The following is a 24,184-nucleotide window of genomic DNA, read 5'->3' on the forward strand; positions in this document are numbered from 1 at the left end:
GAATGATCCGTGCCCGTATCGACATGACCTATGGCGCGTTTTCGCTGGACGTCGACCTGCAACTGCCCGGACGTGGTGTCAGCGCGCTGTTCGGTGACTCCGGATCCGGCAAGACCACCTGCCTGCGCTGCCTGGCCGGGTTGGTGAAAGCGCCCGATGCCTGCATCGAAGTCAATGGCGAGGTCTGGCAGGACAGCGCCAGGGGAATTTTCCTGGCGCCGCACAAACGTGCGCTCGGCTATGTATTCCAGGAAGCCAGCCTGTTCGAGCACCTGTCGGTGCGCGGCAATCTTGAATACGGCTGGCGGCGGATCAAGCCTGGTCAACGCAAGGTCGCGCTCGATCAGGCGTGCGACCTGCTTGGCATAGAACATCTGCTGGAACGCCAGCCGGCCAACCTGTCCGGCGGCGAACGGCAGCGCGTCGGCATCGCCCGCGCGCTGCTGACCAGCCCCGGGCTGCTGCTGATGGACGAGCCGCTGGCGGCGCTGGACAGCCGCCGCAAGGCCGAGATCCTGCCCTATCTGGAACGTTTGCATGACGAACTGGACATTCCCGTGGTGTACGTCAGCCATGCCCAGGATGAGGTCGCGCGACTGGCCGACCATCTGGTGGTACTGCAGCACGGCCGCGTGCTGGGCAGCGGGCCGCTGGGGCCGACGCTGGAGCGCCTCGATCTGCCCATGGCGCGCGAAGCCGACGCCGGTGTGGTAGTGCAGGCCACGGTCCGCGGCTACGATCCGGTCTATCAGCTGCTGTCCCTGCAACTGCCGGGGGCCGTCGAACCGTTGCGCGTCGCCCATACCCCTCGGGCGGTTGGCGACCGCTTGCGGGTCAAGATCCAGGCCCGTGACGTCAGCCTCAGCCTGAGCCCGGACGACGCCAGCAGCATCCTCAATCGTTTCGCCGTCACCGTCGAGCAGGTGTCGACAGCGCACAATCCGGCCCACGTGCAGCTGAGTCTGCGCGCCGGCGAGACAGTGATCCTGGCGCGAATCACCCGTTATTCGGCGGATCAGTTAGGGGTGGTGGCGGGCCTGCAGGCGTGGGCGCAGATCAAGGCCGTGGCGGTATTGGCCTGAGCACTGCAGCGCCGCTGCTACAGACCGCGATCCCCTGTAGCAGCGGCGCTAGCCGCGTCATCGGCGCACGCAACCCACCTGACACCCCGCAGCGCACCCGGACGCGGCTTGCGCCGCTGCTACAGACCGCGATCCCCTGTAGCAGCGGCGCGAGCCGCGTCATCGGCGCACGCAACCCACCTGACACTCCGCAGCGCACCCGGACGCGGCTTGCGCCGCTGCTACGGACCGCGATCCCCTGTAGCAGCGGCGCTAGCCGCGTCATCTGCGCATGCGATCCACCTGACACTCCGCAGCGCACCCGGACGCGGCTTGCGCCGCTGCTACAGGTCTTGCGCACGCGGACGGGGCTACTCCCGGCGTATCGGTTGCAGCGTTTTCGGTTGCCGGAGACGTTCGCGCAGAGCGTCGGCGCTCAGCGGCTTGGCGAAGTAATCGCCCTGTCCGCGCAGGCAGCCAAGGTCGAACAGCAGCAGGTGATGCACCGCACTCTGCACCCCGGCCACCGTCAGTTCGATACCCAGGGTGCGCGCGGCGACCGACATGTGCTGCACCACCGCCAAATGGCGCGACTGGTGCGGGGCTTCCAGCAGAAAGGGTGACGCCAGACGCAGCTGGTTGATCGGCCACTGACACAGGCGCTGCAGCGAGGCACCGCCGAAACCGAACCCCTGCATGCCCAGGTCACAGCCCATCAACCGCACGCGCAACAGGGTTTCCAGGTATTCCGCCTTGGGCCGGGCCAGGCCGACATGGCTGAGCTCCAGTGCCACGCGGTGCTTGCCGGTCAGGTGCCCACGCAATATGCCCAGCAACTCGTTCATCAGCGGCTGGTGACCGAGCTGTTCGAGCCGCATACCCAGGCTCAGGCCCACCTGCAATCCGGCTTGGGCAAGCTGCTGCTGCACCTCGACCGCCTGCTCGGCCATGTACAGCAGCAACGCATTGCCCAGCCCGGCCCGCTCTACCGCCGGGCAGAACTGCGGCATGGCCAGCAGGCCGTGGCGTGGATGCTGCCAGCTCAGTTGCGCGTCGACGCTGCGGATGCGTCCGTCGGCCACCGTGCAGCGCGGCAGGAAGCACACCTCGAACTGCCCGCCAGCGATCGCCGCCTGCACCTCCACGCGCCCGATCCGCACCTTTGCAGGCGCTGGCACCAGCGCGCCGCGAGGCGTGTTCAAGGCCTCGAAGAATCGCTGCAAGCGGTTGAAGTCCAACGGGCTGCCAGCGTCGACCAGGTACTCCAGGCCGAGCATCGATACCCACTGGTACAGCCCGGTGCGCACTTCCGGCTCGATCCCGCCGCCGATCAGCACGGCGCGCACACGCTTGCGGGTAACCGCTTCCTGGATGATGCGCAATGCACCCACGCCCAGTACGTCGACGTTGCACACCAGCACATCGATGGGCTGGTGCTCGCGCAGCAACTGCAGCGCCTGCTCGCTGGTCTGCGCCTGGTACACGCACGAGCAACCCAACTGGCTGAGCATCTGCACCGCGATCGCACGCTGGAACCCATGACTTTCGACGAGTAACACCGTTGGCTTGATGTCTGACACGATCACTTCCCCTGTTTCTTCATGCCTATGTTCAACTCCGTGCAATGACCGGGATGCAGGCAATTTCCCAATACGCATCGGAAAATTCCTACGGTTTGCCGGATGTGCCGTGCCGTGCCAGGTAGTCATCGAGGCCAACCATGGCCGCTGCCAGATCGTCGACGCCACGCCGCATCCGCTCAACCGAAGAGCTTGCCGTGCAGGCCTGTTCCAAGGCTTCGCAGGCCGCCAGCAGGCGTCGCGCCCGAACGATGCGGGCCCCGCCCTTGATCCGGTGCACCAGGTCGGCGACTTCGCCGGTCTGGTAGGGCTGAGACAGCGAATGCAGGCGCTTGAGGTCCTGCAGGTTGCTCTCGGCCAGATCATCGAGCAGGCGCAGCAACAGGCTGGCATCGCCGCCGGTGAGCTGATCGAGACTGCCCAGGTCGACGTCGTCTTCCGGCGCACCGAGCATGCGGCGGGCGCGGTGCGGGTCCAGGTGCAGTGCCAGGGTTTCCAGGCTCAACGGTTTGAACAAGCAGTCATCCATGCCTTGCTGCAGGCAACGGCGGCGCTCGCTGATCTGGGCATTCGCCGTACAACCGAGGAACAGGCACGGTTCCTGATGCTTGCGCCGTTCGTGCTCACGCACCGCCTTGACCAACTGATAGCCATTGATGCCGGGCATGTTGCAGTCGCTGATGACCACGTCGTAGGCGCCGCGCAACCAGGCGCGCAACCCGGCGGCACCGTGCTCGGCTACCGTTACGCGGTGGCCGAGAAAAGTCAGTTGGCGCTCCAGCAGCACCCGATTGGCGGGGTAGTCGTCGACCACCAGCACCTGCAACGCCGGCAGGTCAATGCGCGCAGGCTCGCGAGCGGCCGACGGCGGTGCGTTCGCGCCAGGCACCGCGTCGAACTGCAGCTGCACCCGCGTGCCGCAGCCAAGCACACTGTGCAATTCCAGCCTGCCACCCATCAGGTCGGCCAGGCTGCGGCAGATACTCAAGCCCAGACCGGCACCGACGCGGCTGCCGCCGCCACCGGCGGCCTGTCGATAAGGCGCGCCCAAGCGCAACAGGTCGGCCTGGGCAATGCCCTGCCCGCTGTCCTCCACACTCAGTTCGACCCGCGCGCCGTGCGCCTGCGGCCAGACCCCGAGCACCACCGAGACCTGCCCCTCGCGGGTGAACTTGATGGCATTGCTCAGCAGGTTGGCGATGATCTGCTTGAACCGCACCGGGTCGACGCTGAGCCAGGTGTCGGGGGCACCGAGCGCCTCCAGCTTGAGCCGCAGGTATTTCTCCCGCGCCTGGGCCTGGAACAGCCCCACGGTTTCACCGGCCAGTTGCCCCAACTGGCACGGCGCCGGCAGCAGTTCCAGGCGACCTGCCTCGATGCGCGTGACATCGAGGATATCCCCGATCAACGCCAGCAGACCGTTGGCCGACTGCGAGGCAACCTCCAGCGCCGGCTTGTCGAGCATGCCCTGCTCGGCTTTCTTCAGGGCCAGTTCGAGCATGCCCAGCACGGCGTTCATCGGCGTGCGGATTTCATGGCTCATGGTTGCCAGGAAGGTGGTCTTGGCCTGGTTGGCCGCTTCGGCCTGCGCCTGGGCGTCTCGGTACGCCTCGCACAGGCGCTGGCGCTCGGTGATGTCGACCCACCCGGCGATCAGACCCTGGATTCGTCCGTCGCCGCCGCGGTACGGCAGCATCCAGTGGTGAATGATCAGCACCTCGCCCGACGGCAAGGTCAGCGTGCGATCCTCGACCACTGGCTCGCCGTGCTCCATGGCTTGCAGATAAGCGTCCTGGGCCAACTGGGCGTGCCGTTCTTCGAGCAGGCCATAGCCGGTCAGCGGCTTGTTCAGGATCGCCTCGCGGGTCACACCCAGGGCTTGCAGGTAACTGGTGTTGCAGTTGATCAGGCGTGCCTGGCGATCTCGGATGTAGATCGGATGGGGTGTGCCGTCGATCATTACCCGCATGAACTCCAGCTGTGTGGTCAGGGCCCGTTCGGCATCGACCCGCTGGCGGATCAGACGCTTGAGGTAGCTGACCCAGCCCAGTGCCAGCAGCAACAATAGCGAGGCGGCGGCGAACCCCTGGATGATGGCCCCGCGGTAACGTTGCCAAAGGCCATCGGCGACGATCATCTCGGTGCGCCAATGGCGCGTCAGCTCGCTCATGTGTGGCGGCGGAATGTCCTGCAGGGCGCTGTCGAGGATCGACTGCAACACCTGGGCCCGGGGCGAGACGGCGAACGCGAAATGTACCGGCGCCACCGGTAGCGCCGCGCTGACGCGCAGCCGACCACGGTACTGCCGCGCGATCATGTAGCGCGCCGCGATCAATGGCAGCACCGCCGCGTCGGCCTGACCGCGGTCGAGCATGGCCAGGGCCTCGGCGGAGCTTGCCGCGCGCAGGCGGTCGATCGAGGGGTAGTGTTCCTGCAGCCACTCATGCAGCAGGCTGCCCTCCACCAGCACCACCCGCTTGCCCGCCGATTGCTCCAACGAAACCGGCTCGCGCCCGCCCTCGCGCGTGACCAGCACCGGGGAGCTGCTCAGGTAGCCGCGGCTGAACGCCAGGCGAGTCTGGCGCTCCGGGCTGGGAATCATCGCGGCGATCAGATCGGCCTCGCCGCGCTCGATCATTTCGCTCATGCGCGTGAGCGAGGTGCTTTCGATCACCTCGATGGCGAGCCCGGTGCGCCGCGCGATCTGGTGCAGCACGTCGGCGGCCACGCCGGCGAAGCGGCCCTGATCGTCACGGTAGCTGACCGGCACGAAGCGCGGATCCATCAGCACCCGCAGTTCGGTACGCCCGGCCAGCCATTGGCGCTGCGTGGCGGTCAGGGGCATTGCGGCCGGTTCCGCCACGCGCGGGCGCTCGACGCTCCAGCGCCGGGCGATGGCCGCCCGGGCCTCGTCGGGCACCACCGCCAGGGCCTTGTCGAGCAGCCGCAGCAGACGCGCATCGCGTGGGTTCACGGCGAAGCCGAAAGCATTGCCGCCAATGCCCTCGGCCGATTGCAGGCGCAGGCCGGGCAGCTGGCTGCCGTCGGCCTGGTGGAACACCGCCAGCGCGCCACCGACGAACAGATCGGCCTGCTGATAGGCCACCGCTGCCAGGGCGTTCGAGGGTGTCGGATGCAATTGCAGCTGGGCCTCCGGAAAGCGTTCGCGGACCTCGCTCGCCGCGACGTGATCGCGCACCAGGGCAACGCGCAGCGGCGCGGTCGCGTCGAGCGACTGGCCGGGTCGCATGGCGAGCACGGGCCGATCCTGTATGTAGGCGTCGGAAAGCAGCAGGCCGTGGCGCAATGCTTCACGGCGGCTGGTGGTGCCCAACACTTGCACCTCGCCCGCTTCGAGCGCGGCAAGCGCAAGCTCGCGGGAAGGATAGGCCTGCACCTCGACATCCAGTTCGAGCAGCCGAGCCACCAGCGCCAGGTAGTCGGCGCTGATTCCCTCATAGCTGCCGCCATTGGCGGAAAGGTCGAAAGGGCCGTAGTCCGGACGGCTCACGGCGACGCGCAAAACGCGTCGTGCGCGCAGCCACTGTCGGTCGCGGTCGGCCAGTTGCATGTGCAACCGCTCGAACCAGGCCGGCTCGGGCTGCGAGCGTCCGTGCAACGGCAGCAGCTGGGCATGGGCGAGTGCTGTGCCGGCCAGCCACACCAGCACCCAGCGAGTGCTGCGGCCGACCCACGCGATCAGGCTCATCACACCAGGAAGTTACGTTTGGCGAGCTCGGCCAGTTCCACCAGCGAGCTCATCTGCAGCTTGTCCATCAGGCGGAACTTGTAGGTGCTCACGGTCTTGTTGCTCAGCAGCATCAATTCGCCGATGGCCTTGTTGCTCAGCCCGCGAGCCAGGTGCTGGAGGATGGTCAGCTCGCGATTGGTCAGACGCGCAATGCATTCGGTTTCGCTGCCCAGCCCGTCACTGCTGCGCACCGAGCTGAAAGCCACGACCGGAAAATAGGTGAACCCGGAGCCGATGGCCGTCACCGCCTTGCGCAGCTCGTTGAGGTCATCACGCTTGGACACATAGCCCATGGCGCCCAGCTTCATGCAGCGCAGGGAGAAGTGCTCGGCGGCCTGGGAAGTGAGAATGACGATCCGGCTGCTGGTTCCCAGCTCCTTGATTCTGGCGATGACTTCCATGCCGTCCAGCCCGGGAAGGGAAATATCCAGGACGATCAGGTCGGGGTGGTGAGTCTTTGCCATCAGGACTCCGTCGACACCGTCCTGGGCCTCCGCCACCACGCTGAAGCGTTCCTGTTTGAGCAAGAGTTTGACGCTCGATCGAATGAACGGGTGATCATCGATTATCAGTGCTGTACGCATGTCTTTCTCCTGAGTGCGTGAGCGCGGGACGGCGCTTGCATGCCCGGCGCGGGCTTCCTTTGCAGCGTTCTGCATCGACTCTGTTGGTTCTGGATCAGGAGACAGCTGTCAAGCGCAGACGAGGCCATCTACCGTAGGAGTGTTCCGTAAATTCAGGCCGAAGTCGGTCGTCAAATTCTGAATTAGCGATGGGAAGGTTCCGGGATACCTGAAGGAAATTTTCCCGCACACCGTAGGATGTCCGTGCCCGTGTCGCCCTCCTTGTTCGGCGGCGGCAGTATTGCCGCGCCGGGGTGACATTGAAGTCGGACATTTCCCAAGCTTTCGGCGAAATCTCCTACGGAGCCGACCGTTTCGGCACGGGGCTCAGATCAATTCGTGACGCCTGGCCAGGTCCGTCATCTCCATCACCGAGTTGAGCCGCAGCTTGCGCATCATGCGCATCTTGTAGGTGCTGACGGTCTTGTGGCTGAGCAGCATGGTGTGGGCGATGTCCTGATTGCACAGGCCTTTGGCCAGGTTCACCAGCACCAGAATCTCGCGGTCGGTGAGGCTGGAGATTCGTGCCGCCTCGGCGCTGTCGCTGTCCGCGCGGCCCAGGGACACGTCGGTGCAGTCCGGAAAATAGGTGTATCCCGATTGCACCGCGGCGATTGCCTTGCGCAGCTGGTCGAGCGCATCGGATTTGGAGACGAAAGCGGTCGCACCGGCTTTCATGCTGCGCATCGAGTAGTAGCCCGGAGGCATGGAGGTGAGCACGATGATCTTGCCGGGCGAGGTCGATTCCCTCATGCGCCTGAGCACATCGAAGCCGTCGAGGCCGGGCATCGACAGGTCGAGGATGACCAGGTCCGGCCGCTCGTCGCGATACAACCGCACCGCTTCGGTGCTGTTGCCGCTTTCGATGACCTGGTACTGCAGCTCCTGGGCCAGCAGCGTCCTGACACTGGCGCGAATAAACGGATGGTCATCCACGATCAATGCCTTGCGCATGTAACACCTCCTTGGAGTGGGTGAGTGTTGTATAGCGCATCGGCCAGTGGCACAAATTCGGACTTTTCCGTTTGCGATGTAGGCAGATGCTCCAGTGTGCGCAGGGCGTTTCCGACTGTGTGTACCCTACCCTTCACTGATCACCTTTCGCCGCGCCTGACCTTCGATCAGCTCGAAGCTGTAGGTGCGCCCCGGTTGCTTGTCGAAACGCCTTTCCAGGCCGGGCAGTACGTGATGCAGGGTGGCGGTTGCACAGCTTTTGCCGCTGCGATCGCAGTCGTTGAAGTGGTCCATCACGATGGTGGCGTTGCCGTCGTTGCGCACCTGGAGGCTGCCGGGGGTTTCACGGATATCGGTGGCGTAGCGGGTGTCCTGCGGCTGTACGAAGAGCAACGCACCGTAACCGGAAAGCACCTGCACGCCGGCTCGCAGCGACTCGCGATACTGCTGCGCCTGCTGGTCGGTCATGGCGAAGTCGTCGTTGCCGGTGGGCATCACTGGCATGAAGCGCACGCGAAAGTAGCGTTCCTGCTGGCGCTCGCCACGGTGCAGCAAGCGCACGCTTTGCATGCCGTTGGCCGGCACGATCAACCGCGCCGGGCTGGCGATCAAGGGCCGTTCGGCCACGGGCAAGCCTTCCAGGGATCGCTCCAGATCGGGCTGGCCAGGGCGATGAATGATTTCAACCACTTCGACCTTGACGAATGCGGTGGCATCGCCGCCGTTGCGCACGCGCTTGACCAAGGTACTGCGCGGGCCTTCCAGATAGTCGTAGAAGGCACCGATATTGAGCTCGGGGCCGGCGAGCACGGCGCTACTGGCCATCATCAGGGCCAATGCCCCCAGGGTCTTGTGCATGGGTTGGATCTCCTTGTTTACAGTTGTGCATCGAAGACAATCCGCACCCAGCCTTCATAACGAGCTCCGGCGCGCTGCATCATCTGCGCGACGTAAGGCTGCACCACCTGGTAATGCAGCATGCCCGGGCGATTGAGCAGCGGTGCCTGAGCGTCGAACTCCAGGGCGTTCACCGCCTCCACCGGCAGCGCAACTCGCCGCGCCGGTGCGCCGTTGTGCTCGGCGCCGCTGGGCAGAGACAGAGCGACCTCCACGGGCACCCGGTGGTCGTCGCCGGGGTTGCGGATCGCACACTGGTCAGCCATGGGAAATTCACACAGGGTATGCACCTTGAACGGGCCCGCCGACCACAGTCGCAGGGGGTGGTCGCGGTACAGGCGCGGTGGCGTCCGCGAGCCGCCGCTCCAGTTCAACCAGCCGCCCTGCGGTTCGAGCACGGCCAGCTCGGAACCGGGCGGGGTTTCCACGATGAAGGGGTGCTGCACGTCGAGCTGGAACTTGACGGTGAGGGTGTCGTCGTTGAGTTCGGTCACCTGGTTGCCCAGGTCGATCTGCCCGCCGTTGCCCACGGTGAAGGTGACTTCACCGGTGTAGCGGCCATTCTTCATTCTGAATGGCGAAGGGGTTTGAAGGGTATAGAGGATGCCGAACTCGGTGACCATACTGCTGCGCAAGTCTCCGGGACTGCCTTGGTGACTGCTCGAATAGCAACCGGCGCCGCTGGTGGTGCTGCGCAGCCGCCAGAGCGCAGCCGCCCAGGTGATATCCGATGCCACGGCGTTGAGGGCGCAAGTGCCATTGTGCGGGGTGGTGTTGGGAGGGCCGTCTGGTGAGGTCCGTGTGAAGTGGCTATGGCGGGTCGTGGTGAACACCACATCATGCGTATCGCCTGCCTCACTGCGCACCTGTACCGTCACCGGCGCAGGCATACGAATATAGAACTGGTCGCGGACGTCGGGCGCCGAATGCTCGGTGCCCTTGCGATACGTGATAGGCAAATTAGCCGATGCGCTTGAGAGACACATCCCAGGAAATCGCGAGCAGAAACGCGCAACCGGTGTGGTGGTCCTGAAGCCCTGCTGTGTAGCGTCGTAGACAGCAGAAAGCACAACGTCGGCAGCCCACGCAGGTGCAGCCAGAACCATCAGGGCCCAGGCCAGCAGGGCACGTGACCGATGTTTTGCGACAATGCCGTTCATCCGGCCTCTCCTGTCGGTTTCGGTGTCGTCAGGGCGGCAACGCCCTCGGCGACGCATGCAAGATCACCCAGCAGCAGCACATCCTGCTCGCGCTTGCTGGTGTGGGTGTCGAGGGTCAGCAGGCAGCGCTGGACGCCGCCCTGGCGGATCTCCAGGGTCGGATTGCTCTCGCTCATTTCCAGTGCGAAGAAGCCATCGGCTTCGGTCACGCTGCGGCTGGCATGGTTGATCACCTGCGCCCCTTTCAGTGCCCTGCCCTCGTGGTCGACGACCCGACCCAGTACGGTGACGGTACGCACCACCTTCAACTGGCGGTACTGCACCGCGCCTTTGTTGAGGTGGTAGTCCAGGGTCGGCGGCTGGATGTCGGCCGCCAGGTGGTCCTGCTTGTCGAAGCCCAGCTGCACGTGACCAGCGCGATAGGCACCCACCGGCAGCACGTTGCGCCCGGGACGCAGCAGCGCAGCGCCGCCCAGGTGGTCATCGGCACGCAGCTCGAGCCCGGGGACGTCCGACTCCAGGTCGACGATCAGGCTGGCGTCGTGGGGCATGACTTCACCACTGAACGCAGCCTTGCCATCACCCAGCGCCAAGGTGCTTTCAATGTTCAGGCCCGAAGACAATTGGCCGTTGTAGGAAGAACTGAGCGCAAACGCATCGCCGTACATGGCGCTGTTCTGGAACCCCGCGTTGACCCCCAGCCCGGTGCCGTAGCGGTCGGCATTGAGGGTCCCGCCCAAGGTACGCAGCGTGCCTTGCCCCATGTCCTGCTGGTAGCTGAGCGAGGCATTGCGATCGCGTTCGCCGTCGCGCCCGGTGCGGGTGCCCAGGCTGGCAGACAAGCGCTTGCCCGGCCCACCCAGCGCCATGCTGAGCGTGAGGTTGATACCGCGGTTGCGCTGGTCGTCGGTGCTGGCGGTGCCGGGACGGTCGAACAGCGAAACTCGCCAGTTGGCGTCGGTGCCCATGAACTGGCCATAACGTGCCCAGCCCAGGTCCAGTGCATTGCCGGCTTCAATCCCGTCGGTTCGGCTGAGCCGGGCGGTGAGCGTGCTGTTGCGGGTGAGCCGATGGCTGACCGACAGCGAGGTCTGGGTGGTGAGCCGAGCGGGCTCGCGGCGGTCCACGTAGTAGCTGTCGCCGCGTTCGCGCTGGGGGTGCAGCCAGGCACGGTTGTGGTTGAGCACCACATTGCCCGAGCCATGGCTCCACACGCCCTGCAGGTCGTAGCCATTGCCGCGACGGTCGGTGCGGTACAGGTTGCCATACAGCTTGAGGCGGTCCAGGGCATCCCAGTCCAGTGACGTTCCCACTTGCGTCTGCGTATCGACCTGCTGCGCCGAAAGCCCCACGATTGCCCGGGGATGCATCAGGTAGTTGGTCATCACGCCGGCAGCCAGCCCGCCGTTCGGGTCTTGCTCCCAGTTACTGAACAGCGTGCTCTGCCGACCCACGTAGGCGTTGTAGCGCCAGCGCTGTTCCGGGTTGCGCCAGGCACTGGGCTTGTACACGAACTCGTTGCTGCGCGACGTCACCTGGCCGTCCTCCAGCAAGCGCACTTCCACCGCATAGATGCCACCGGGCAATACCCGTGTGTCCAGGGTCTGCAAGCCCGGCTGCACCGCCTGGGTGTTGATCAGCTGGCCATTGCGGTAGATCTCGACCGTACCGGGCCGGCTGGGCGTGACATAGATGGGCGTGGTACTGGTTGTGCCATTGTCGATGTACAGCGTGTCGCTGCTGCCGAGCATGACCCCCAATGCAGTTTGCGCCGTGCTGCCCATCAACCGAGGCTGGCGTATCAGGCCTTGGGCGACCGGGTCGAAATACCCCAGGCGCAGGAAACGATCGCGCTCGATGCGTTCGGCATAGAGCTGGTCCACGCGATGGCGCAGGCCATGAAAATTGGTCTTGTCCATCTGCAGGTTGGCCTGGGTGCTCCAGTCGCCGACACTGCCCACCCCTTGCACGGCGTAGCGGCCAACGGTTTCATCGCCTGCCTGGCTGAGGTTGAGCTGGTTGCGCAGGATCAGCCCGTGCTCGGCCTGCTCGGGCAAGGCATGGTAGCGCTGGACATCGGTGGTCTGCTCGACGGCGCGCGTCAGCAACGAGAGCTGCGAGTTGACCAGGCTGTAATGCACGGCCACCAAGCCATCGGTGCACTGTGTCGTGCAGCTGCCCAGACTCACGCCCTCGCTCAACCGTTGTGCCCAGCGTTGCCGTACCACCGGGGTCTCCCGGCTTTCGCTGGTGTCGGTGTACTCGAGCCACTGCAGCGTGTCGTCACGGCCGAGCACCACCAGCGCCTCGCCCAGCAGGCGGCCGTCCAGATCGACACGCACTGCCAGCGGGACATCGAAGAAATGCTCGGCGAAATCTGCCGGCAGGCCCTGGGCCTGGCCGAGGATCCCCAGGGCAGGCGGCGTGTTGGCGGCGTGCGCCGGCACGGGTCCGAGCAGCAGGCAGCCCGCGCCCAGCGCCACACCGATGGCGTTGGCCAATGAGGTAGTCTTGAACATGCAGGTCTTTTCGTGAACGCGCTTCGCGGCCCAGCACGGGTGGATGGCCAGGAAGCGCGTGGGTGGTGGGGTCTATGCTGGGTCAGGGCGCAACGACTGGACCGGGTTCGAACATCATGTTCACCTCACCCTGGTAGTTGCCTGCGTTCGGTGCGGTACCGGCCGCCAGTGCCGAGGCGATCTGGAAGTCCACCACGGCGCCGTTGCCGGCCTGGGCATCGGCCTGGGTGACCACCAGCTGCGCAGTGGTGTGGTTCAGGCTCTTGCCGCCTACCGACACGGTGAGGGGGATCTGGTCGGCACCGCTGACGATCACCGCCGGGCGCATCAGTTTGGCGCTGATACCGCCGGCGGCGGTGTTCTTGGCCTGCAGCTGCTTGCGGATCGGTGCGAAGGTCTTGGTGAACGAGTTGTAGGCCATGTCCTGTGGGTCGTTCATCCAGTTGCCGCCGATGGGCTCGACGAAGAAGGCAGCGGTGGGAACCGTTGCGGTCACCGTGACCTGCTTTTCGATTTGATCGGCAGCCCACACCGGGCTGGCCAGACAACAAGCCAATGGGAACGCGGCGTAGATTTTCTTCATGGGGACTTCTCCAGCTTGGGCATAGGGACGATGGATCGAATTGGCCGCAGCGTTCACGGCTGAGCGGCGCTCAACTCGATGGGCGACATTGTCCCGAAGCCTCGCTGGCTTGGCTGTCAGACAGGTCTGACCGATGAAGTGACGAGTCTGACAATACGGGCGATCTGTCTGACTGCACGGCGAAAGATTCCTACTGTCTACAAGGCTAAGTACCTTCACTGAGCCGAGCCATGCCTGACATCGAAGACGACCTTCAGACCGTTGTACTCCCGCCAGACCTGCATTACGTGGACGACAACCAGCCAGGGTTGCGCCGCAAGACCCTGCGCGGCAAATTCGCCTACTTCGATGCCAGCGGCGAGCGCATCACCGATGCCGACGAGATCAAGCGCATCAATGCACTGGTGATTCCACCGGCCTATACCGATGTGTGGATCTGCGCCGACCCCCAAGGCCATTTGCAGGCCACCGGGCGCGATGCCCGCGGCCGCAAGCAGTACCGCTATCACCCGCGCTGGCGCGAGGTGCGCGACGAAGACAAGTATTCGCGCATGATCGAGTTCGGCAAGATGCTGCCCAAGGTGCGCCGGCAGCTGGAAGCACATCTGGCTGCGCCGGGCCTGGACCGCAACAAGGTCATGGCCGCGGTCGTCTCGCTGCTCGACAACACGCTGATTCGGGTTGGCAACAGCCAGTACGCCCGGGACAACAAGTCCTATGGACTGACCACGCTGCGCAACAAGCACGTGGAGGTCAAGGGGCATACCATCGCGTTCCAGTTTCGCGGCAAAAGTGGCGTCGAACACGCCGTGACGGTGAAGGACCGTCGGCTGGCCACCATCGTCAAACGCTGCATGGAGCTGCCTGGGCAGAACCTGTTCCAGTACCTGGACGAGCATGGTGAACGCCACAGCGTCAGCTCTCATGACGTGAACGCCTATCTGCACCAGATCACCGGCGCGCATTTCACCGCCAAGGATTACCGCACTTGGGCCGGCAGCGCGCTGGCGCTGGCCATGCTGCGCGAGCTGCACTGGCAGCCCGAACCCGATGCCAAGCAGCACATCGTCGACATGGTCAAGGCCGTGGCCAGGCAACTGGGCAATACCCCTACGGTGTGCCGCAAGTGCTACATCCACCCCAAGGTGCTGGAGCACTTCGTCATGGGCGAGCTGGCCAAGTTGCCCAAGCCGCGTCAGCGCAAGGGGCTGCGCCTGGAAGAAGTGGCCCTGGCCACGTTCCTGGAGCGGCTGGTGGCTGCGGCCTGAGCGAGCGCTGCAACGACCACCGGAATTGTGCGTGGCCACTGCGGTCGGTTATAGCAACGCTCATACATTCCAAGGCTTTTCATGAAACCTACCGCTCCCAGCGGCTACGTCCAAGTGCGCGGCGCGCGCGAACACAACCTCAAGAACGTCGACGTCGATATTCCCCGCGATGCCCTGGTGGTGTTCACCGGGGTGTCGGGCTCGGGCAAGTCGTCTCTCGCCTTCGGCACCCTGTACGCCGAAGCCCAGCGGCGCTATTTCGAATCGGTGGCGCCCTACGCCCGGCGCTTGATCGATCAGGTCGGGGTGCCCGATGTCGACAGCATCGAGGGGCTGCCGCCGGCCGTGGCTTTGCAGCAGCAGCGCGGCACGCCGAGCACACGCTCGTCGGTGGGCAGCGTCACCACCCTGGGCAGCCTGGTACGGATGCTCTATTCGCGGGCCGGCGCCTATCCGCCTGGCCAGGCCATGCTCTACGCCGAAGATTTTTCGGCCAACACGCCACAGGGGGCATGCCCGCATTGCCATGGCCTGGGCCGGGTGTACGAGGTCACCGAAAAAACCATGGTGCCCGACGACAGCTTGACCATTCGCCAGCGCGCGGTCGCGTCCTGGCCGCCAGCCTGGCAGGGCCAGAACCAGCGCGACATCCTCGTGACCCTGGGCTACGACGTCGACGTGCCGTGGCGTGACCTGCCGAAAAAGCAGCGCGACTGGATTCTCTTCACCGAGGAAACGCCGACGGTGCCGGTGTACGGCGGAATGACCCCGGCGCAGACCCGCGACGCGCTCAAGCGCAAGCTGGAGCCCAGCTACCAGGGCACCTTCACCGGCGCACGACGCTATGTGCTGCACACCTTCACCCACTCGCAAAGCGCGCTGATGAAGAAGCGCGTCAGTCAATTCATGATCGGTGCCGCGTGCGAAGTCTGCGCAGGCAAGCGGCTCAAGCCGGAAGCACTGAGCGTGACCTTTGCCGGGCTGGACATTGGTGAGTTCTCGCGACTGCCGCTCACCCAGCTGGCGCAGAAACTCAAACCGGTGGCCGAGGGCAAGCAAGTCGGCAAGAAGCTCAGTGAAGAAAAGCGCCTGGCCGCCGAACAGCTTGCGCAGAACCTGCTGGGTCGCCTGAACACCCTCATCGACCTTGGCCTGGGCTACCTGGCGCTGGAGCGCAGTACGCCCACCTTGTCCTCGGGCGAGCTGCAGCGCTTGCGCCTGGCCACCCAGCTGGGCTCGCAGCTATTCGGCGTGGTCTATGTGCTGGACGAACCGACCGCCGGCCTGCACCCGGCCGATGGCGAATCGTTGCACGCCGCCCTGCAGGGGCTGAAAGCGGCAGGCAATTCATTGTTCGTGGTTGAACATGACCTGGACACCATGAGCCGCGCCGACTGGGTGGTGGATGTCGGGCCACTGGCGGGCGAGCAAGGCGGCCAGGTGCTGTACAGCGGACCGCCCAAAGGGCTGGCCCAGGTCGACGCGTCGCAGACCCGTGCCTACCTGTACGGCAGCGCCGTGCCGCTGCCGCGCCCGCGTCGGCCTACCGCAAGCTGGCTGAAGCTGGCCGACGTCAGCCGCAACAATCTGCACAAAGTCGCTGCCGACTTTCCCCTGCAGTGCTTCACGGCCGTCACCGGGATTTCCGGCTCGGGCAAATCGAGCCTGGTCAGCCAGGTGCTGCTGGAACTGGTGGGCGAGCATCTGGGCCAGGCTCGCGAAGATGTCGAGGACGTGCTCGAAGACGCCGTACCGCAGACCGAATCGGGGTATATCGTCGAAGGCATGCACAGCATCAAGCGCTTGGTGCAGGTCGACCAGAAGCCTATCGGTCGCACGCCGCGGTCGAACCTGGCCACCTACACCGGGCTGTTCGACGCCGTGCGCAAGCTGTTCGCGGCCACCCCCGATGCGCAGCGGCACGGTTTCGATGCCGGGCAGTTTTCTTTCAACGTGGCCAAGGGGCGCTGCCCCGAGTGTGAAGGCGAAGGCTTCGTCAGCGTCGAGCTGCTGTTCATGCCCAGCGTGTTCAGCCCCTGCCCGACCTGCCATGGCGCGCGCTACAGCCCCAAGACCCTGGCGGTGAAATGGCAAGGCCGCAATATCGCCGACGTGTTGCAGCTCACGGTGCATCAGGCGTGCGAGGTGTTCGCCGAGCAGCAGGCAGTGCTGCGTCCACTGACCGTGCTGCGTGACATCGGCCTGGGTTACCTGCGCCTGGGCCAACCGGCCACCGAGCTTTCCGGCGGTGAAGCACAGCGCATCAAACTGGCTACCGAGCTGCAGCGCAACCAGCGGGGCGCCACGCTTTACGTGCTCGATGAGCCGACCACGGGGTTGCACCCCAGCGACGTCGACCGGCTGATGCAGCAACTCAATCATCTGGTGGATGCCGGCAACAGCGTGATCGTGGTGGAGCACGACATGCGCGTGGTAGCGCAGGCGGACTGGGTGATCGACATCGGCCCGAAGGCCGGTGACCAAGGCGGTAAAGTCGTGGCCGCCGGACGCCCGGAAGACGTGGCCAAGGTCAGCGCCAGCCGCACTGCAACCTATCTGCAAAGCGCACTGGCGGAACCTGTATAGCGGCTGTCCACTGAGCACACATAGCGGCAGCCCCAGCGCGCGGGGCTGCCCAGGGTTGCTTCAACCGACCGGCTTGCTCTGGCCTTCGTCGGACGGGCTGCGGGCCTTTTCGCCCTGTTGGTTGGCGCGCTTGTGTTGCTCACCCACCTTGCCGGCATTTTCCGGCTTGTGGTCGAGGTCTTCACGCTTGGATTCTTTGTCCACGGTGTCTCTCCTGGCAGGGGCTGGACGGCTCATCGAGCCGGTACTTGATTTAGGCAGCTGCCTTCGGCATTCGTGCCCAAACGTTTCTGCGCTGAACTCCCGCACCGCATCGCCAGTCAGCATTGAAACGCCATTATTGGAGGATCATCCCGGATGCAGATTTCATTGGACAAACAGGTTGCCCTGGTCACCGGCGCCAGCTCCGGCCTGGGCGCCGCTGCCGCCAAGGCACTGGCCGCCGCCGGGGCCGCTGTGGTCGTCAACTACAATTCCCACGCCGAGCCCGCCGAACGCCTGGTTGCAGAGATCCGCGAGGGGGGTGGCAAAGCCATTGCGGTGGGCGCGGACGTGTCGAAGGAAGACGACGTCGAGCGACTCTTCGCCGCCACCATCGACACCTACGGCGCACTGGATATTCTGGTCGCCAATTCGGGCCTGCAGCGCGATGCTGCCACGGTCGACATGACCCTGGCCGACTGGAACAAGGTGATCGAGGTCAACCTCACCGGCCAATTCCTCTGTGCCCGCGCTGCCCTGCGACAGTTCCAGAAACAGGGCCCGCGCTCCTGGCTGTCGCGGGCGGCCGGCAAGATCATCCACATGAGCTCGGTGCACCAGTTGATTCCCTGGGCCGGCCATGTCAACTACGCCGCCTCCAAGGGCGGCATCGATCTGCTGATGCGCAGCATCGCCCAGGAAGTCGGCGAGCAGCGCATTCGCGTCAACTCGATCGCCCCTGGCGCGATTCGCACCGCCATCAACGAAGAAAACACCCAAGGCGACGCCGAGAAGAAGCTGCTCGAACTGATTCCCTACGGCCGTGTCGGCGAGGTCGACGACGTCGCCAACGCGGTCGTCTGGCTGGCATCCGATCTGAGTGACTACGTGCACGGCACCACGCTGTTCATCGACGGTGGCATGAGCTTGTATCCGGGGTTCCGAAACAATGGCTGAAGACGTCTGCAGCACCCTGCAAAGCCCGATCGAGGCCCACGGCATCATCGGCGACATGCGCAGCGCCGCGCTGGTCGCGGACAACGGCAGTATCGACTTCTGCTGCTGGCCGGAATTCGACAGCCCTTCCATTTTCACGGCCCTGCTGGACTGCGATCGCGCAGGTGTGTTCGAACTCGCCCCGGACCTGCCCGGCGCGCGTCGCCAACAGATCTACCTGCCCGACAGCAACGTGTTGCAAACCCGCTGGATCGACCAGGACGCAGTGGTCGAGGTCACCGACCTGATGCCGGTCGCCGCAGAGGCCGACGCCCTGCCCCGGCTGATACGTCGGGTAGAAGTACGCAACGGCACTGCCACCATCCGCTTGCGCTGCCGGGTTCGGCACGACTACAGCCGCGCCGATACCCAGGCCCACGCCAGCGGCGAGGACGTCTGCTTCAGCGCCGAAGGCCGGCCCACCTTGCGGCTGTCGGCAACCCAGGCTTTGCGCATCGAGGCGCACAGCGCCATCGCCGTGTTCGAACTCAAGGAAGGCGAATGCGCCGAATTCATCCTCGGCGGCGCCGAAGACCCGATGGTGCGTGCCGGTGAAGGCCAGGCATGCCTGGACGAAACCCTGGCATTCTGGCGCAACTGGATCGGCCATTCGAACTACAAGGGTCGCTGGCGCGAGATGGTCGATCGCTCCGCACTGGCCTTGAAACTGCTGACATCACGTCGACACGGCGGGATCATCGCCGCCGCGACGTTCGGTCTTCCCGAAGCGCCCGGTGGCGTGCGCAACTGGGACTATCGGTATACCTGGATCCGCGATGCATCGTTCACCGTGTACGCCTTCATGCGCCTGGGTTTCACCACCGAGGCCAACGACTACATGCGCTGGGTGCGCGACCGTGTCGGCGAATGCTGCGACGAGCCTGCCCGGTTGGGCGTGGTGTACGGCCTGGACGGACGCGAAGAGCTGCCCGAATCCGAGCTCGATCACTTGGGCGGGCACGGCGGTGCCAGGCCCGTGCTGGTCGGCAACGGTGCACATGACCAGGTTCAGCTGGACATCTACGGCGAACTGCTGGATGCGGTGTACCTGGCCAACAAGTATGGCGAGGCGATTTCTCACCAGGGCTGGAAGCACGTCACCCACATCGTCGACAAGGTGTGCAGCAGCTGGCATCAAAAGGACGTCGGTATCTGGGAGATGCGCAACCCGCCCGAGCATTACCTGCATTCACGCCTGATGTGCTGGGTTGCCCTCGATCGCGCCCTGCGTCTGGCCGAGAAACGCTCGCTGCCAGCGCCATTCGAGCGCTGGGACAGGGAACGCCAGGCGATCCACGACGACATCTGGACCAATTTCTGGAACGCCGATGCTGGGCATTTCGTACAGAAGCTGGGCAGCGTCGAGCTCGACGGTTCCATGCTGTTGATGCCACTGGTGCGTTTCGTGGGTGCCAGCGACCCGCAATGGCTGAGCACACTCGAGGCAATCGAGCGCACGCTGGTGCGTGACGGCATGGTCTACCGCTACCGCCAGGATGATGGCCTGCCCGGCGACGAAGGTGCGTTCACCGCCTGCTCGTTCTGGTATGTGGAGTGCCTGGCACGGGCTGGCCAGGTGGAAAAGGCGCATCTGGAGTTCGAGCAGTTGTTGCGCTATGCCAACCCGCTGGGGCTGTTCGCCGAGGAGTTCGATCGGCATGGCCATCACCTGGGCAATACCCCCCAAGGGTTGAGCCATCTGGCTCTGATCAGCGCCGCCAGCTTTCTTGACAGGAAGCTGAGTGGCCAGCGTACCCAGTGGCAACCCTAGGGTTTCGTTTTAGCGATGGTGGCAAGAGTGCCACTATCGCCCCGATAAACCAAACGTAATGCCAATCTGCTAGGCGCCTGTACAGAACCACGCCATACTGGCGCCTAGTGCCACTCGTTGTGCCATGACTGCCGCGTATCCACAAACAGGGCGCTTCGAGGGAATTAAATTTGTCACGTTGCGTCCGTATTCAGGTAGCAATCGACACCCTACAAACACCGGATAAATTCTAAGCAAAGGAATCAAGGAGCCGTTCATGCTGATACTCACCCGCAAGGTAGGCGAAAGCATCGTCATTCATGACGACATCAAGATCACTATCCTTGGCGTGAAAGGGATGCAGGTGCGAATCGGCATCGATGCGCCGAAGGATGTACAGGTACATCGCGAAGAGATCTTCAAGCGTATCCAGGCAGGCAGCCCTGCACCGGAAAAGGAAAATGGCCAGGCCTGATCGGCCGATTGCCGCGGTCCTTCGAACGCCGCCATGCAGCTGGCCTTGGCCAGACTGCACAGCGGCGCGAAGTCACCGCTGACAACGTCAGACAGGCGTTGCCTGGTGATGATTGTCGTCCGGAGCCCCTGCCCCACCGCCTGCATGACGCTTCGCCTTGTCCGTGGCGAACGCCAGGGCGTCCTTGGCACATGTCAATCCATCACGGATTTCGGTCTGTTCCTTGATCACCCGGCCATCCACGCCGTAAGTACCGAAGAACACCGAGATTTTGTCTTCACCGATCTTGCGTGCGCGCACCACGATACGGCAGCCGTTCTTGAGGGTTTCCTCATGGCGAACTTGCTCGTCCAGATAATTCGCTGACGAGTCTTCCCATTCCATGAACTGCTTGGTGGTTTCCAATTCTACGTCTGTCATATGCCTACCTCTTGTGGGTAATCAAGGCGATGCCTTATATAACCGACCCTCTACAAGCGCCGTGGTTCAGTACAACCCAGCGGTAGGAAATCTCGCCGACGACAAATGCGCATCGAAGGGAATTATTCCCACACGGCATACGTCACTAATCAGAGATGCCAGGAACGAAATCCCTCGAGCGCAAGGATTCCATCATGCTGATATTGACGCGCAACACCGACGAAAGCATCGTTATCGAAGACGATATTCGTATCACCATCATCGACGTCAAGGGCGGTCAGGTCCGCCTGGGCATAGATGCGCCACGGGACGTGGCGGTGCATCGTCAGGAAATCTACGAACGCATCAAGGCCGGCGTACCCATGGTGCCCAAGGCAACTGGCCGCTGAGTCGGCCGGCAGCCGTTGCTAGGCACGGAAGGCAGCGCTGATCTTGCTCGCCAGGTCCTGTTCGCGAAAGGGTTTCTGTACCAAAGGATAGTGCTCGGAATCGAGGCCCTCGAGCTCGGCATAACCGGTCACGAACACGATCGGCAATCGTGGGTGACGGCGACGAATCATGTGCGCCAGCTCCCCGCCATTGGTGCCAGGCATGGCGAAGTCGGTCAGCACCAGGTCGACACTGGGGTCCAACTTGTTCAGCGCCTGCTCGGCACTGTCGGCCTCGATCACGCTGTAGCCAAGGCTCTGCAACATGGTCGCCGTCACCTCGCGCACGCCATGGTCGTCGTCGACCAGCAGGATGGTCCGTCGCTCGCCTTCGTTCTGAGCGACTGCGATATAGGCAGGCTCGTCTGCGTGCGCCACAAGCTGATCCGGAACGCCCGGCAAGTAGACCTTCACCGTGGTGCCGTAGCCCGGCGAGGTCATGATCGCCACGCCCCCACCCGACTGTTTGGCAAAGCCGAACACCTGAGCCAGACCCAAGCCTGACCCCTTGCCCACTTCCTTGGTGGTAAAGAACGGCTCGAAGGCCTTGGCCACCACCTGCTGGCTCATGCCAGTACCCGAATCCTGGATCGACAGCACCACGTAGTTGCCGGGCTCCGGGTCTTCCGGACGCTGCGCCGCCATGCTCACCGTTTCGTTGGCCGTGGACAGGCGCAAGGTGCCGCCACCGGGCATGGCATCGCGGGAGTTGATCGCTAGGTTGAGAATGATCATCTCGGTCTGGGTCGGATCCACCAATGCATTCCACAGGTCGGGCGCTGTGTCGGTTTCGATCCAGATGCTGCCACCCAGAGTGCGCTGCAACAGCTCGATCATGCCTTCCACGGTACCGTTGAGGTTCACCGCCACCGGCTCGAGGCGCTGGCGGCGGGAGAAGGACAGCAACTGACCGGTGAGCTTGGCACCGCGTTCGCCCGCCTCCTTGATGTTCTGCAGGCGGCCCTGAATGCGTTCGGTCCTGCCTTTCTCGAAATCGCGCGCAATGAAGGTGGTACTGGCCAGGATCACCGTCAGCAGGTTGTTGAAGTCGTGCGCCACACCCGCCGTCAGCTGGCCGACCGCTTCCAGGCGCTGCAGCTGGTGCAGCGTGGCCTCGATGCGTTGGCGCTCGTCGATCTGCTCGCGCAGCTGATGGTTGGCACCGGCCAGCTCATCCAGCACTTCACGCTCACCGGTGATGTCGCGCACGGCGGTGTACATCAGCCCCTCGTCCGGAACGATGGTCCAGGACAACCAACGGTAGTTTCCGTCGGCGTGGCGCATGCGGTTGACGAAGCGGGTCGAGACATTGCCGTTGGCGATGTTCTCGGTCTCGCGGCGGGTCGCGGCAAGATCGTCGGGATGAATGATCTCCCACAGCTGGATACTGCCCAGTTGCTCACGGGTCCAGCCCAGTGTGGATTCCCAGGCAGGGTTGAGCGACACCGGCGACATGTCGAAGCGCATCACGCCCAGCAACTCGCGGGACAGCTCCCAGGTGCGGTCGCGCTCACGAGTGCGCTTGACCACCCGCTCACCGAGCATCTCGTTGAGCTGCTCGAGGGCCTGGGTGGCTTGCTTCTGCTCGGTGATGTCCTGAATGACGCCGGTGAAACGCACGCACGCACCCTCTTCGAAGAAGGCCTGCCCGTGGCTGGCAATCCAGCGCAGGGTACCGCTGGCCAGACGCACGCGATACTCGATGTGAAACAACCGCCCATCGTCGACCGTCAGGGCCGCAGTCATGCGTTCCTGAACCACGGGCAGATCTTCGTCGTGGCAGTAGTCGAGAAACAGCGCCAGGTTGACTTCGGTAGCGGGGTCAAGCTCGTACAGTGCCCGGCAGCGTTCGTCCCAGAGCAACGTATCGCTGCGCGGCGCATAGTCCCAGACCCCCATGCGCGCCGCGTTGGTGGCGATGTGCGCACGTACTTCGGCATGCTGCAGGGAACGTTCCGCGTCGCGCCGACGATGACGCTCGTGAACTTCGTCCATGGCGCGCTGGATGGCGCGGGGCAACAGGCTCAGGTTCTGTTTGAGCACATAGTCGATGGCGCCCTGGCGCATCATCTCGACCGCATGCTCTTCGCCGTAGACCCCGGACAGGAAGATGAACGGCGTCATCGGCGCCAGGCGCTGCGCTGCCTGCAGCACCAAAGGGCCGGATGAGCCTGGGAGCATGTAGTCACACAGAATCAGGTCGAACGCACCGTCCGCCAGCGCGTGCTCCACACCCTGATGATTGAACACCAGGGTCGACTCGACGGCCACGCCCGCGCGCTCAAGGGTCATCAGCGCCAGTTCGGCATCGAGGGGGCTGTCTTCCACGAACAGCAGTTGCAAAGGCTTGGGCGGCATAGAGATCCGAATACGTAGCTGGAGTGTGGCGCGCTTAGCGCCGTCCGTGCGCCATTGGGTGGGGCACGCTGGGTGTGGTTGGTCTCGACCGTCACACAGCGCGAGCAGGACTCAAGAGCCGGGACGACGAACGATTCGCGACGAGCCGGGTGGCGGCTCGTTCAAGACCGCCCAGAAAATACCCAGGTCGGAGATGGCAGACACGAATTCCTTGAATTCGACCGGCTTGACCACGTAAGCGTTCACTCCAAGTGAGTAAGCCCGTTCAAGATCCGGTTCTTCCCTGGATGAGGTCAGCATGACCGTGGGAATACTGCGCAACTGTTCGGTTTCGCGGACCACCTTGAGCACTTCCAGCCCGTCGACCTTTGGCAGCTTGAGATCCAGCAGCAGCACCGCCGGGTTGCCCGCGTCACGCGCCGCATGACTGCCACGGCGCAGCAGATAGTCGAGCGCTTCGGCACCGTCACGCATGACGATGACTTCGTTCGCCAGTTGGCTGCGCTCCAGCGCCACCAGTGTCAGCTCCAGGTCTTTGGGATTGTCCTCGACCAGAAGAATAGGTTTGAGCATC

General features: G+C 64.2%; 19 protein-coding genes. 7 read left to right on the forward strand and 12 right to left on the reverse strand.

The features are described from left to right. Positions 1-2: 2 nt before the first annotated feature. Positions 3-1,082 carry a molybdenum ABC transporter ATP-binding protein gene (modC, locus tag ONG87_RS11005; RefSeq protein ID WP_264381228.1) on the forward strand — a complete coding sequence of 360 codons (1,080 nt, stop codon included), beginning with the start codon at positions 3-5 and terminating at the stop codon, positions 1,080-1,082. Positions 1,083-1,432: 350 nt separating this feature from the next. On the opposite strand, the gene ONG87_RS11010 is transcribed toward modC, so the two are convergent. From ONG87_RS11010 to ONG87_RS11045, 8 genes are all read right to left on the reverse strand, one after another. After that, positions 1,433-2,641: an EAL domain-containing protein gene (locus tag ONG87_RS11010; RefSeq protein ID WP_264381229.1), complete on the reverse strand. Its 1,209-nt coding sequence runs from the start codon at positions 2,639-2,641 to the stop codon at positions 1,433-1,435. A gap of 88 nt (positions 2,642-2,729) precedes the next feature. Then, positions 2,730-6,350 carry a transporter substrate-binding domain-containing protein gene (locus tag ONG87_RS11015; RefSeq protein WP_264381230.1) on the reverse strand — a complete coding sequence of 1,207 codons (3,621 nt, stop codon included), beginning with the start codon at positions 6,348-6,350 and terminating at the stop codon, positions 2,730-2,732. Further along, positions 6,350-6,976, reverse strand: coding sequence for a response regulator transcription factor (locus tag ONG87_RS11020; protein WP_122477914.1), 627 nt, complete (start codon positions 6,974-6,976; stop codon positions 6,350-6,352). Before ONG87_RS11020 ends, ONG87_RS11015 begins: the two co-directional genes overlap by 1 nt. Positions 6,977-7,342: 366 nt before the next feature. Then, positions 7,343-7,969, reverse strand: coding sequence for a response regulator transcription factor (locus tag ONG87_RS11025; protein ID WP_122477913.1), 627 nt, complete (start codon positions 7,967-7,969; stop codon positions 7,343-7,345). Positions 7,970-8,095: 126 nt separating this feature from the next. Then, positions 8,096-8,827 (reverse strand): molecular chaperone, encoded by a 732-nt coding sequence (locus ONG87_RS11030; protein WP_122477911.1) that lies wholly within the window; start codon positions 8,825-8,827, stop codon positions 8,096-8,098. A 17-nt stretch (positions 8,828-8,844) separates the two neighbouring features. Then, entirely contained in the window at positions 8,845-9,825 is a 981-nt protein-coding gene (locus ONG87_RS11035) for a hypothetical protein (protein ID WP_264381231.1), read from the reverse strand. 197 nt (positions 9,826-10,022) lie between these two features. Continuing rightward, entirely contained in the window at positions 10,023-12,545 is a 2,523-nt protein-coding gene (locus tag ONG87_RS11040) for a CS1-pili formation C-terminal domain-containing protein (protein WP_264381232.1), read from the reverse strand. An 82-nt stretch (positions 12,546-12,627) separates the two neighbouring features. Beyond that, positions 12,628-13,128, reverse strand: coding sequence for a CS1 type fimbrial major subunit (locus ONG87_RS11045; protein ID WP_122477908.1), 501 nt, complete (start codon positions 13,126-13,128; stop codon positions 12,628-12,630). Between the two features lie 230 nt (positions 13,129-13,358). Here ONG87_RS11045 and ONG87_RS11050 point away from each other — a divergent pair, with 230 nt between their 5' ends. Together ONG87_RS11050 and ONG87_RS11055 are read left to right on the forward strand one after the other, a co-directional pair. Beyond that, positions 13,359-14,396: a DNA topoisomerase IB gene (locus ONG87_RS11050; RefSeq protein WP_185793271.1), complete on the forward strand. Its 1,038-nt coding sequence runs from the start codon at positions 13,359-13,361 to the stop codon at positions 14,394-14,396. An 81-nt stretch (positions 14,397-14,477) separates the two neighbouring features. Next, positions 14,478-16,982, forward strand: a complete 2,505-nt coding sequence (locus tag ONG87_RS11055; protein WP_264381233.1) for an excinuclease ABC subunit UvrA — start codon at positions 14,478-14,480, stop codon at positions 16,980-16,982. Between the two features lie 60 nt (positions 16,983-17,042). Here the strand turns inward: ONG87_RS11055 and ONG87_RS11060 are convergent, their stop codons facing one another. Next, positions 17,043-17,186, reverse strand: coding sequence for a hypothetical protein (locus ONG87_RS11060; protein WP_163007541.1), 144 nt, complete (start codon positions 17,184-17,186; stop codon positions 17,043-17,045). A 153-nt stretch (positions 17,187-17,339) separates the two neighbouring features. On the opposite strand from ONG87_RS11060, the gene ONG87_RS11065 reads away from it, so the two are divergent. The 3 genes from ONG87_RS11065 to csrA (ONG87_RS11075) all read left to right on the forward strand — a co-directional run bounded on the left by ONG87_RS11065 (position 17,340) and on the right by csrA (ONG87_RS11075) (position 20,404). Further along, complete coding sequence (locus ONG87_RS11065) at positions 17,340-18,140, forward strand: glucose 1-dehydrogenase (protein WP_192049308.1); 801 nt, start codon at positions 17,340-17,342, stop codon at positions 18,138-18,140. Continuing rightward, positions 18,133-19,950 (forward strand): glycoside hydrolase family 15 protein, encoded by a 1,818-nt coding sequence (locus ONG87_RS11070; protein WP_264381234.1) that lies wholly within the window; start codon positions 18,133-18,135, stop codon positions 19,948-19,950. Before ONG87_RS11065 ends, ONG87_RS11070 begins: the two co-directional genes overlap by 8 nt. A gap of 256 nt (positions 19,951-20,206) precedes the next feature. Then, the gene (gene csrA / locus ONG87_RS11075) at positions 20,207-20,404 is read left to right on the forward strand and encodes a carbon storage regulator CsrA (RefSeq protein ID WP_192137236.1); all 198 of its coding nucleotides are present in this window, start codon (positions 20,207-20,209) and stop codon (positions 20,402-20,404) included. Between the two features lie 87 nt (positions 20,405-20,491). On the opposite strand, the gene ONG87_RS11080 is transcribed toward csrA (ONG87_RS11075), so the two are convergent. Further along, entirely contained in the window at positions 20,492-20,824 is a 333-nt protein-coding gene (locus ONG87_RS11080; protein WP_122477898.1) for a hypothetical protein, read from the reverse strand. A 194-nt stretch (positions 20,825-21,018) separates the two neighbouring features. Between ONG87_RS11080 and csrA (ONG87_RS11085) the strand changes: the two genes are divergently transcribed. Continuing rightward, entirely contained in the window at positions 21,019-21,213 is a 195-nt protein-coding gene (gene csrA / locus ONG87_RS11085) for a carbon storage regulator CsrA (protein ID WP_122477896.1), read from the forward strand. Between the two features lie 18 nt (positions 21,214-21,231). Here the strand turns inward: csrA (ONG87_RS11085) and ONG87_RS11090 are convergent, their stop codons facing one another. Together ONG87_RS11090 and ONG87_RS11095 are read right to left on the reverse strand one after the other, a co-directional pair. Further along, on the reverse strand, positions 21,232-23,610 hold the full coding sequence (locus ONG87_RS11090; RefSeq protein WP_264381235.1) for a response regulator: 2,379 nt from the start codon (positions 23,608-23,610) through the stop codon (positions 21,232-21,234). Positions 23,611-23,721: 111 nt separating this feature from the next. Beyond that, positions 23,722-24,183 (reverse strand): response regulator, encoded by a 462-nt coding sequence (locus ONG87_RS11095; RefSeq protein ID WP_122477893.1) that lies wholly within the window; start codon positions 24,181-24,183, stop codon positions 23,722-23,724. Position 24,184 lies beyond the last annotated feature (1 nt).

The sequence above is a fragment of the Pseudomonas sp. MM227 genome, assembly GCF_947090715.1.
GTDB classification, from domain to species: domain Bacteria; phylum Pseudomonadota; class Gammaproteobacteria; order Pseudomonadales; family Pseudomonadaceae; genus Aquipseudomonas; species Aquipseudomonas baltica.

Bases quoted from the DNA above. Each gene is read 5' to 3' on its own strand.
- ONG87_RS11090 (WP_264381235.1), bottom strand. From the start codon at position 23,610: ATGCCGCCCAAGCCTTTGCAACTGCTGTTCGTGGAAGACAGCCCCCTC.
- ONG87_RS11095 (WP_122477893.1), bottom strand. From the start codon at position 24,183: ATGCTCAAACCTATTCTTCTGGTCGAGGACAATCCCAAAGACCTGGAG.
- ONG87_RS11040 (WP_264381232.1), bottom strand. From the start codon at position 12,545: ATGTTCAAGACTACCTCATTGGCCAACGCCATCGGTGTGGCGCTGGGC.
- ONG87_RS11015 (WP_264381230.1), bottom strand. From the start codon at position 6,350: ATGAGCCTGATCGCGTGGGTCGGCCGCAGCACTCGCTGGGTGCTGGTG.
- ONG87_RS11070 (WP_264381234.1), top strand. From the start codon at position 18,133: ATGGCTGAAGACGTCTGCAGCACCCTGCAAAGCCCGATCGAGGCCCAC.
- ONG87_RS11025 (WP_122477913.1), bottom strand. From the start codon at position 7,969: ATGCGCAAGGCATTGATCGTGGATGACCATCCGTTTATTCGCGCCAGT.
- ONG87_RS11045 (WP_122477908.1), bottom strand. From the start codon at position 13,128: ATGAAGAAAATCTACGCCGCGTTCCCATTGGCTTGTTGTCTGGCCAGC.
- ONG87_RS11080 (WP_122477898.1), bottom strand. From the start codon at position 20,824: ATGACAGACGTAGAATTGGAAACCACCAAGCAGTTCATGGAATGGGAA.
- ONG87_RS11055 (WP_264381233.1), top strand. From the start codon at position 14,478: ATGAAACCTACCGCTCCCAGCGGCTACGTCCAAGTGCGCGGCGCGCGC.
- ONG87_RS11065 (WP_192049308.1), top strand. From the start codon at position 17,340: ATGCAGATTTCATTGGACAAACAGGTTGCCCTGGTCACCGGCGCCAGC.
- modC (WP_264381228.1), top strand. From the start codon at position 3: ATGATCCGTGCCCGTATCGACATGACCTATGGCGCGTTTTCGCTGGAC.
- csrA (WP_192137236.1), top strand. From the start codon at position 20,207: ATGCTGATACTCACCCGCAAGGTAGGCGAAAGCATCGTCATTCATGAC.
- csrA (WP_122477896.1), top strand. From the start codon at position 21,019: ATGCTGATATTGACGCGCAACACCGACGAAAGCATCGTTATCGAAGAC.
- ONG87_RS11050 (WP_185793271.1), top strand. From the start codon at position 13,359: ATGCCTGACATCGAAGACGACCTTCAGACCGTTGTACTCCCGCCAGAC.
- ONG87_RS11020 (WP_122477914.1), bottom strand. From the start codon at position 6,976: ATGCGTACAGCACTGATAATCGATGATCACCCGTTCATTCGATCGAGC.
- ONG87_RS11030 (WP_122477911.1), bottom strand. From the start codon at position 8,827: ATGCACAAGACCCTGGGGGCATTGGCCCTGATGATGGCCAGTAGCGCC.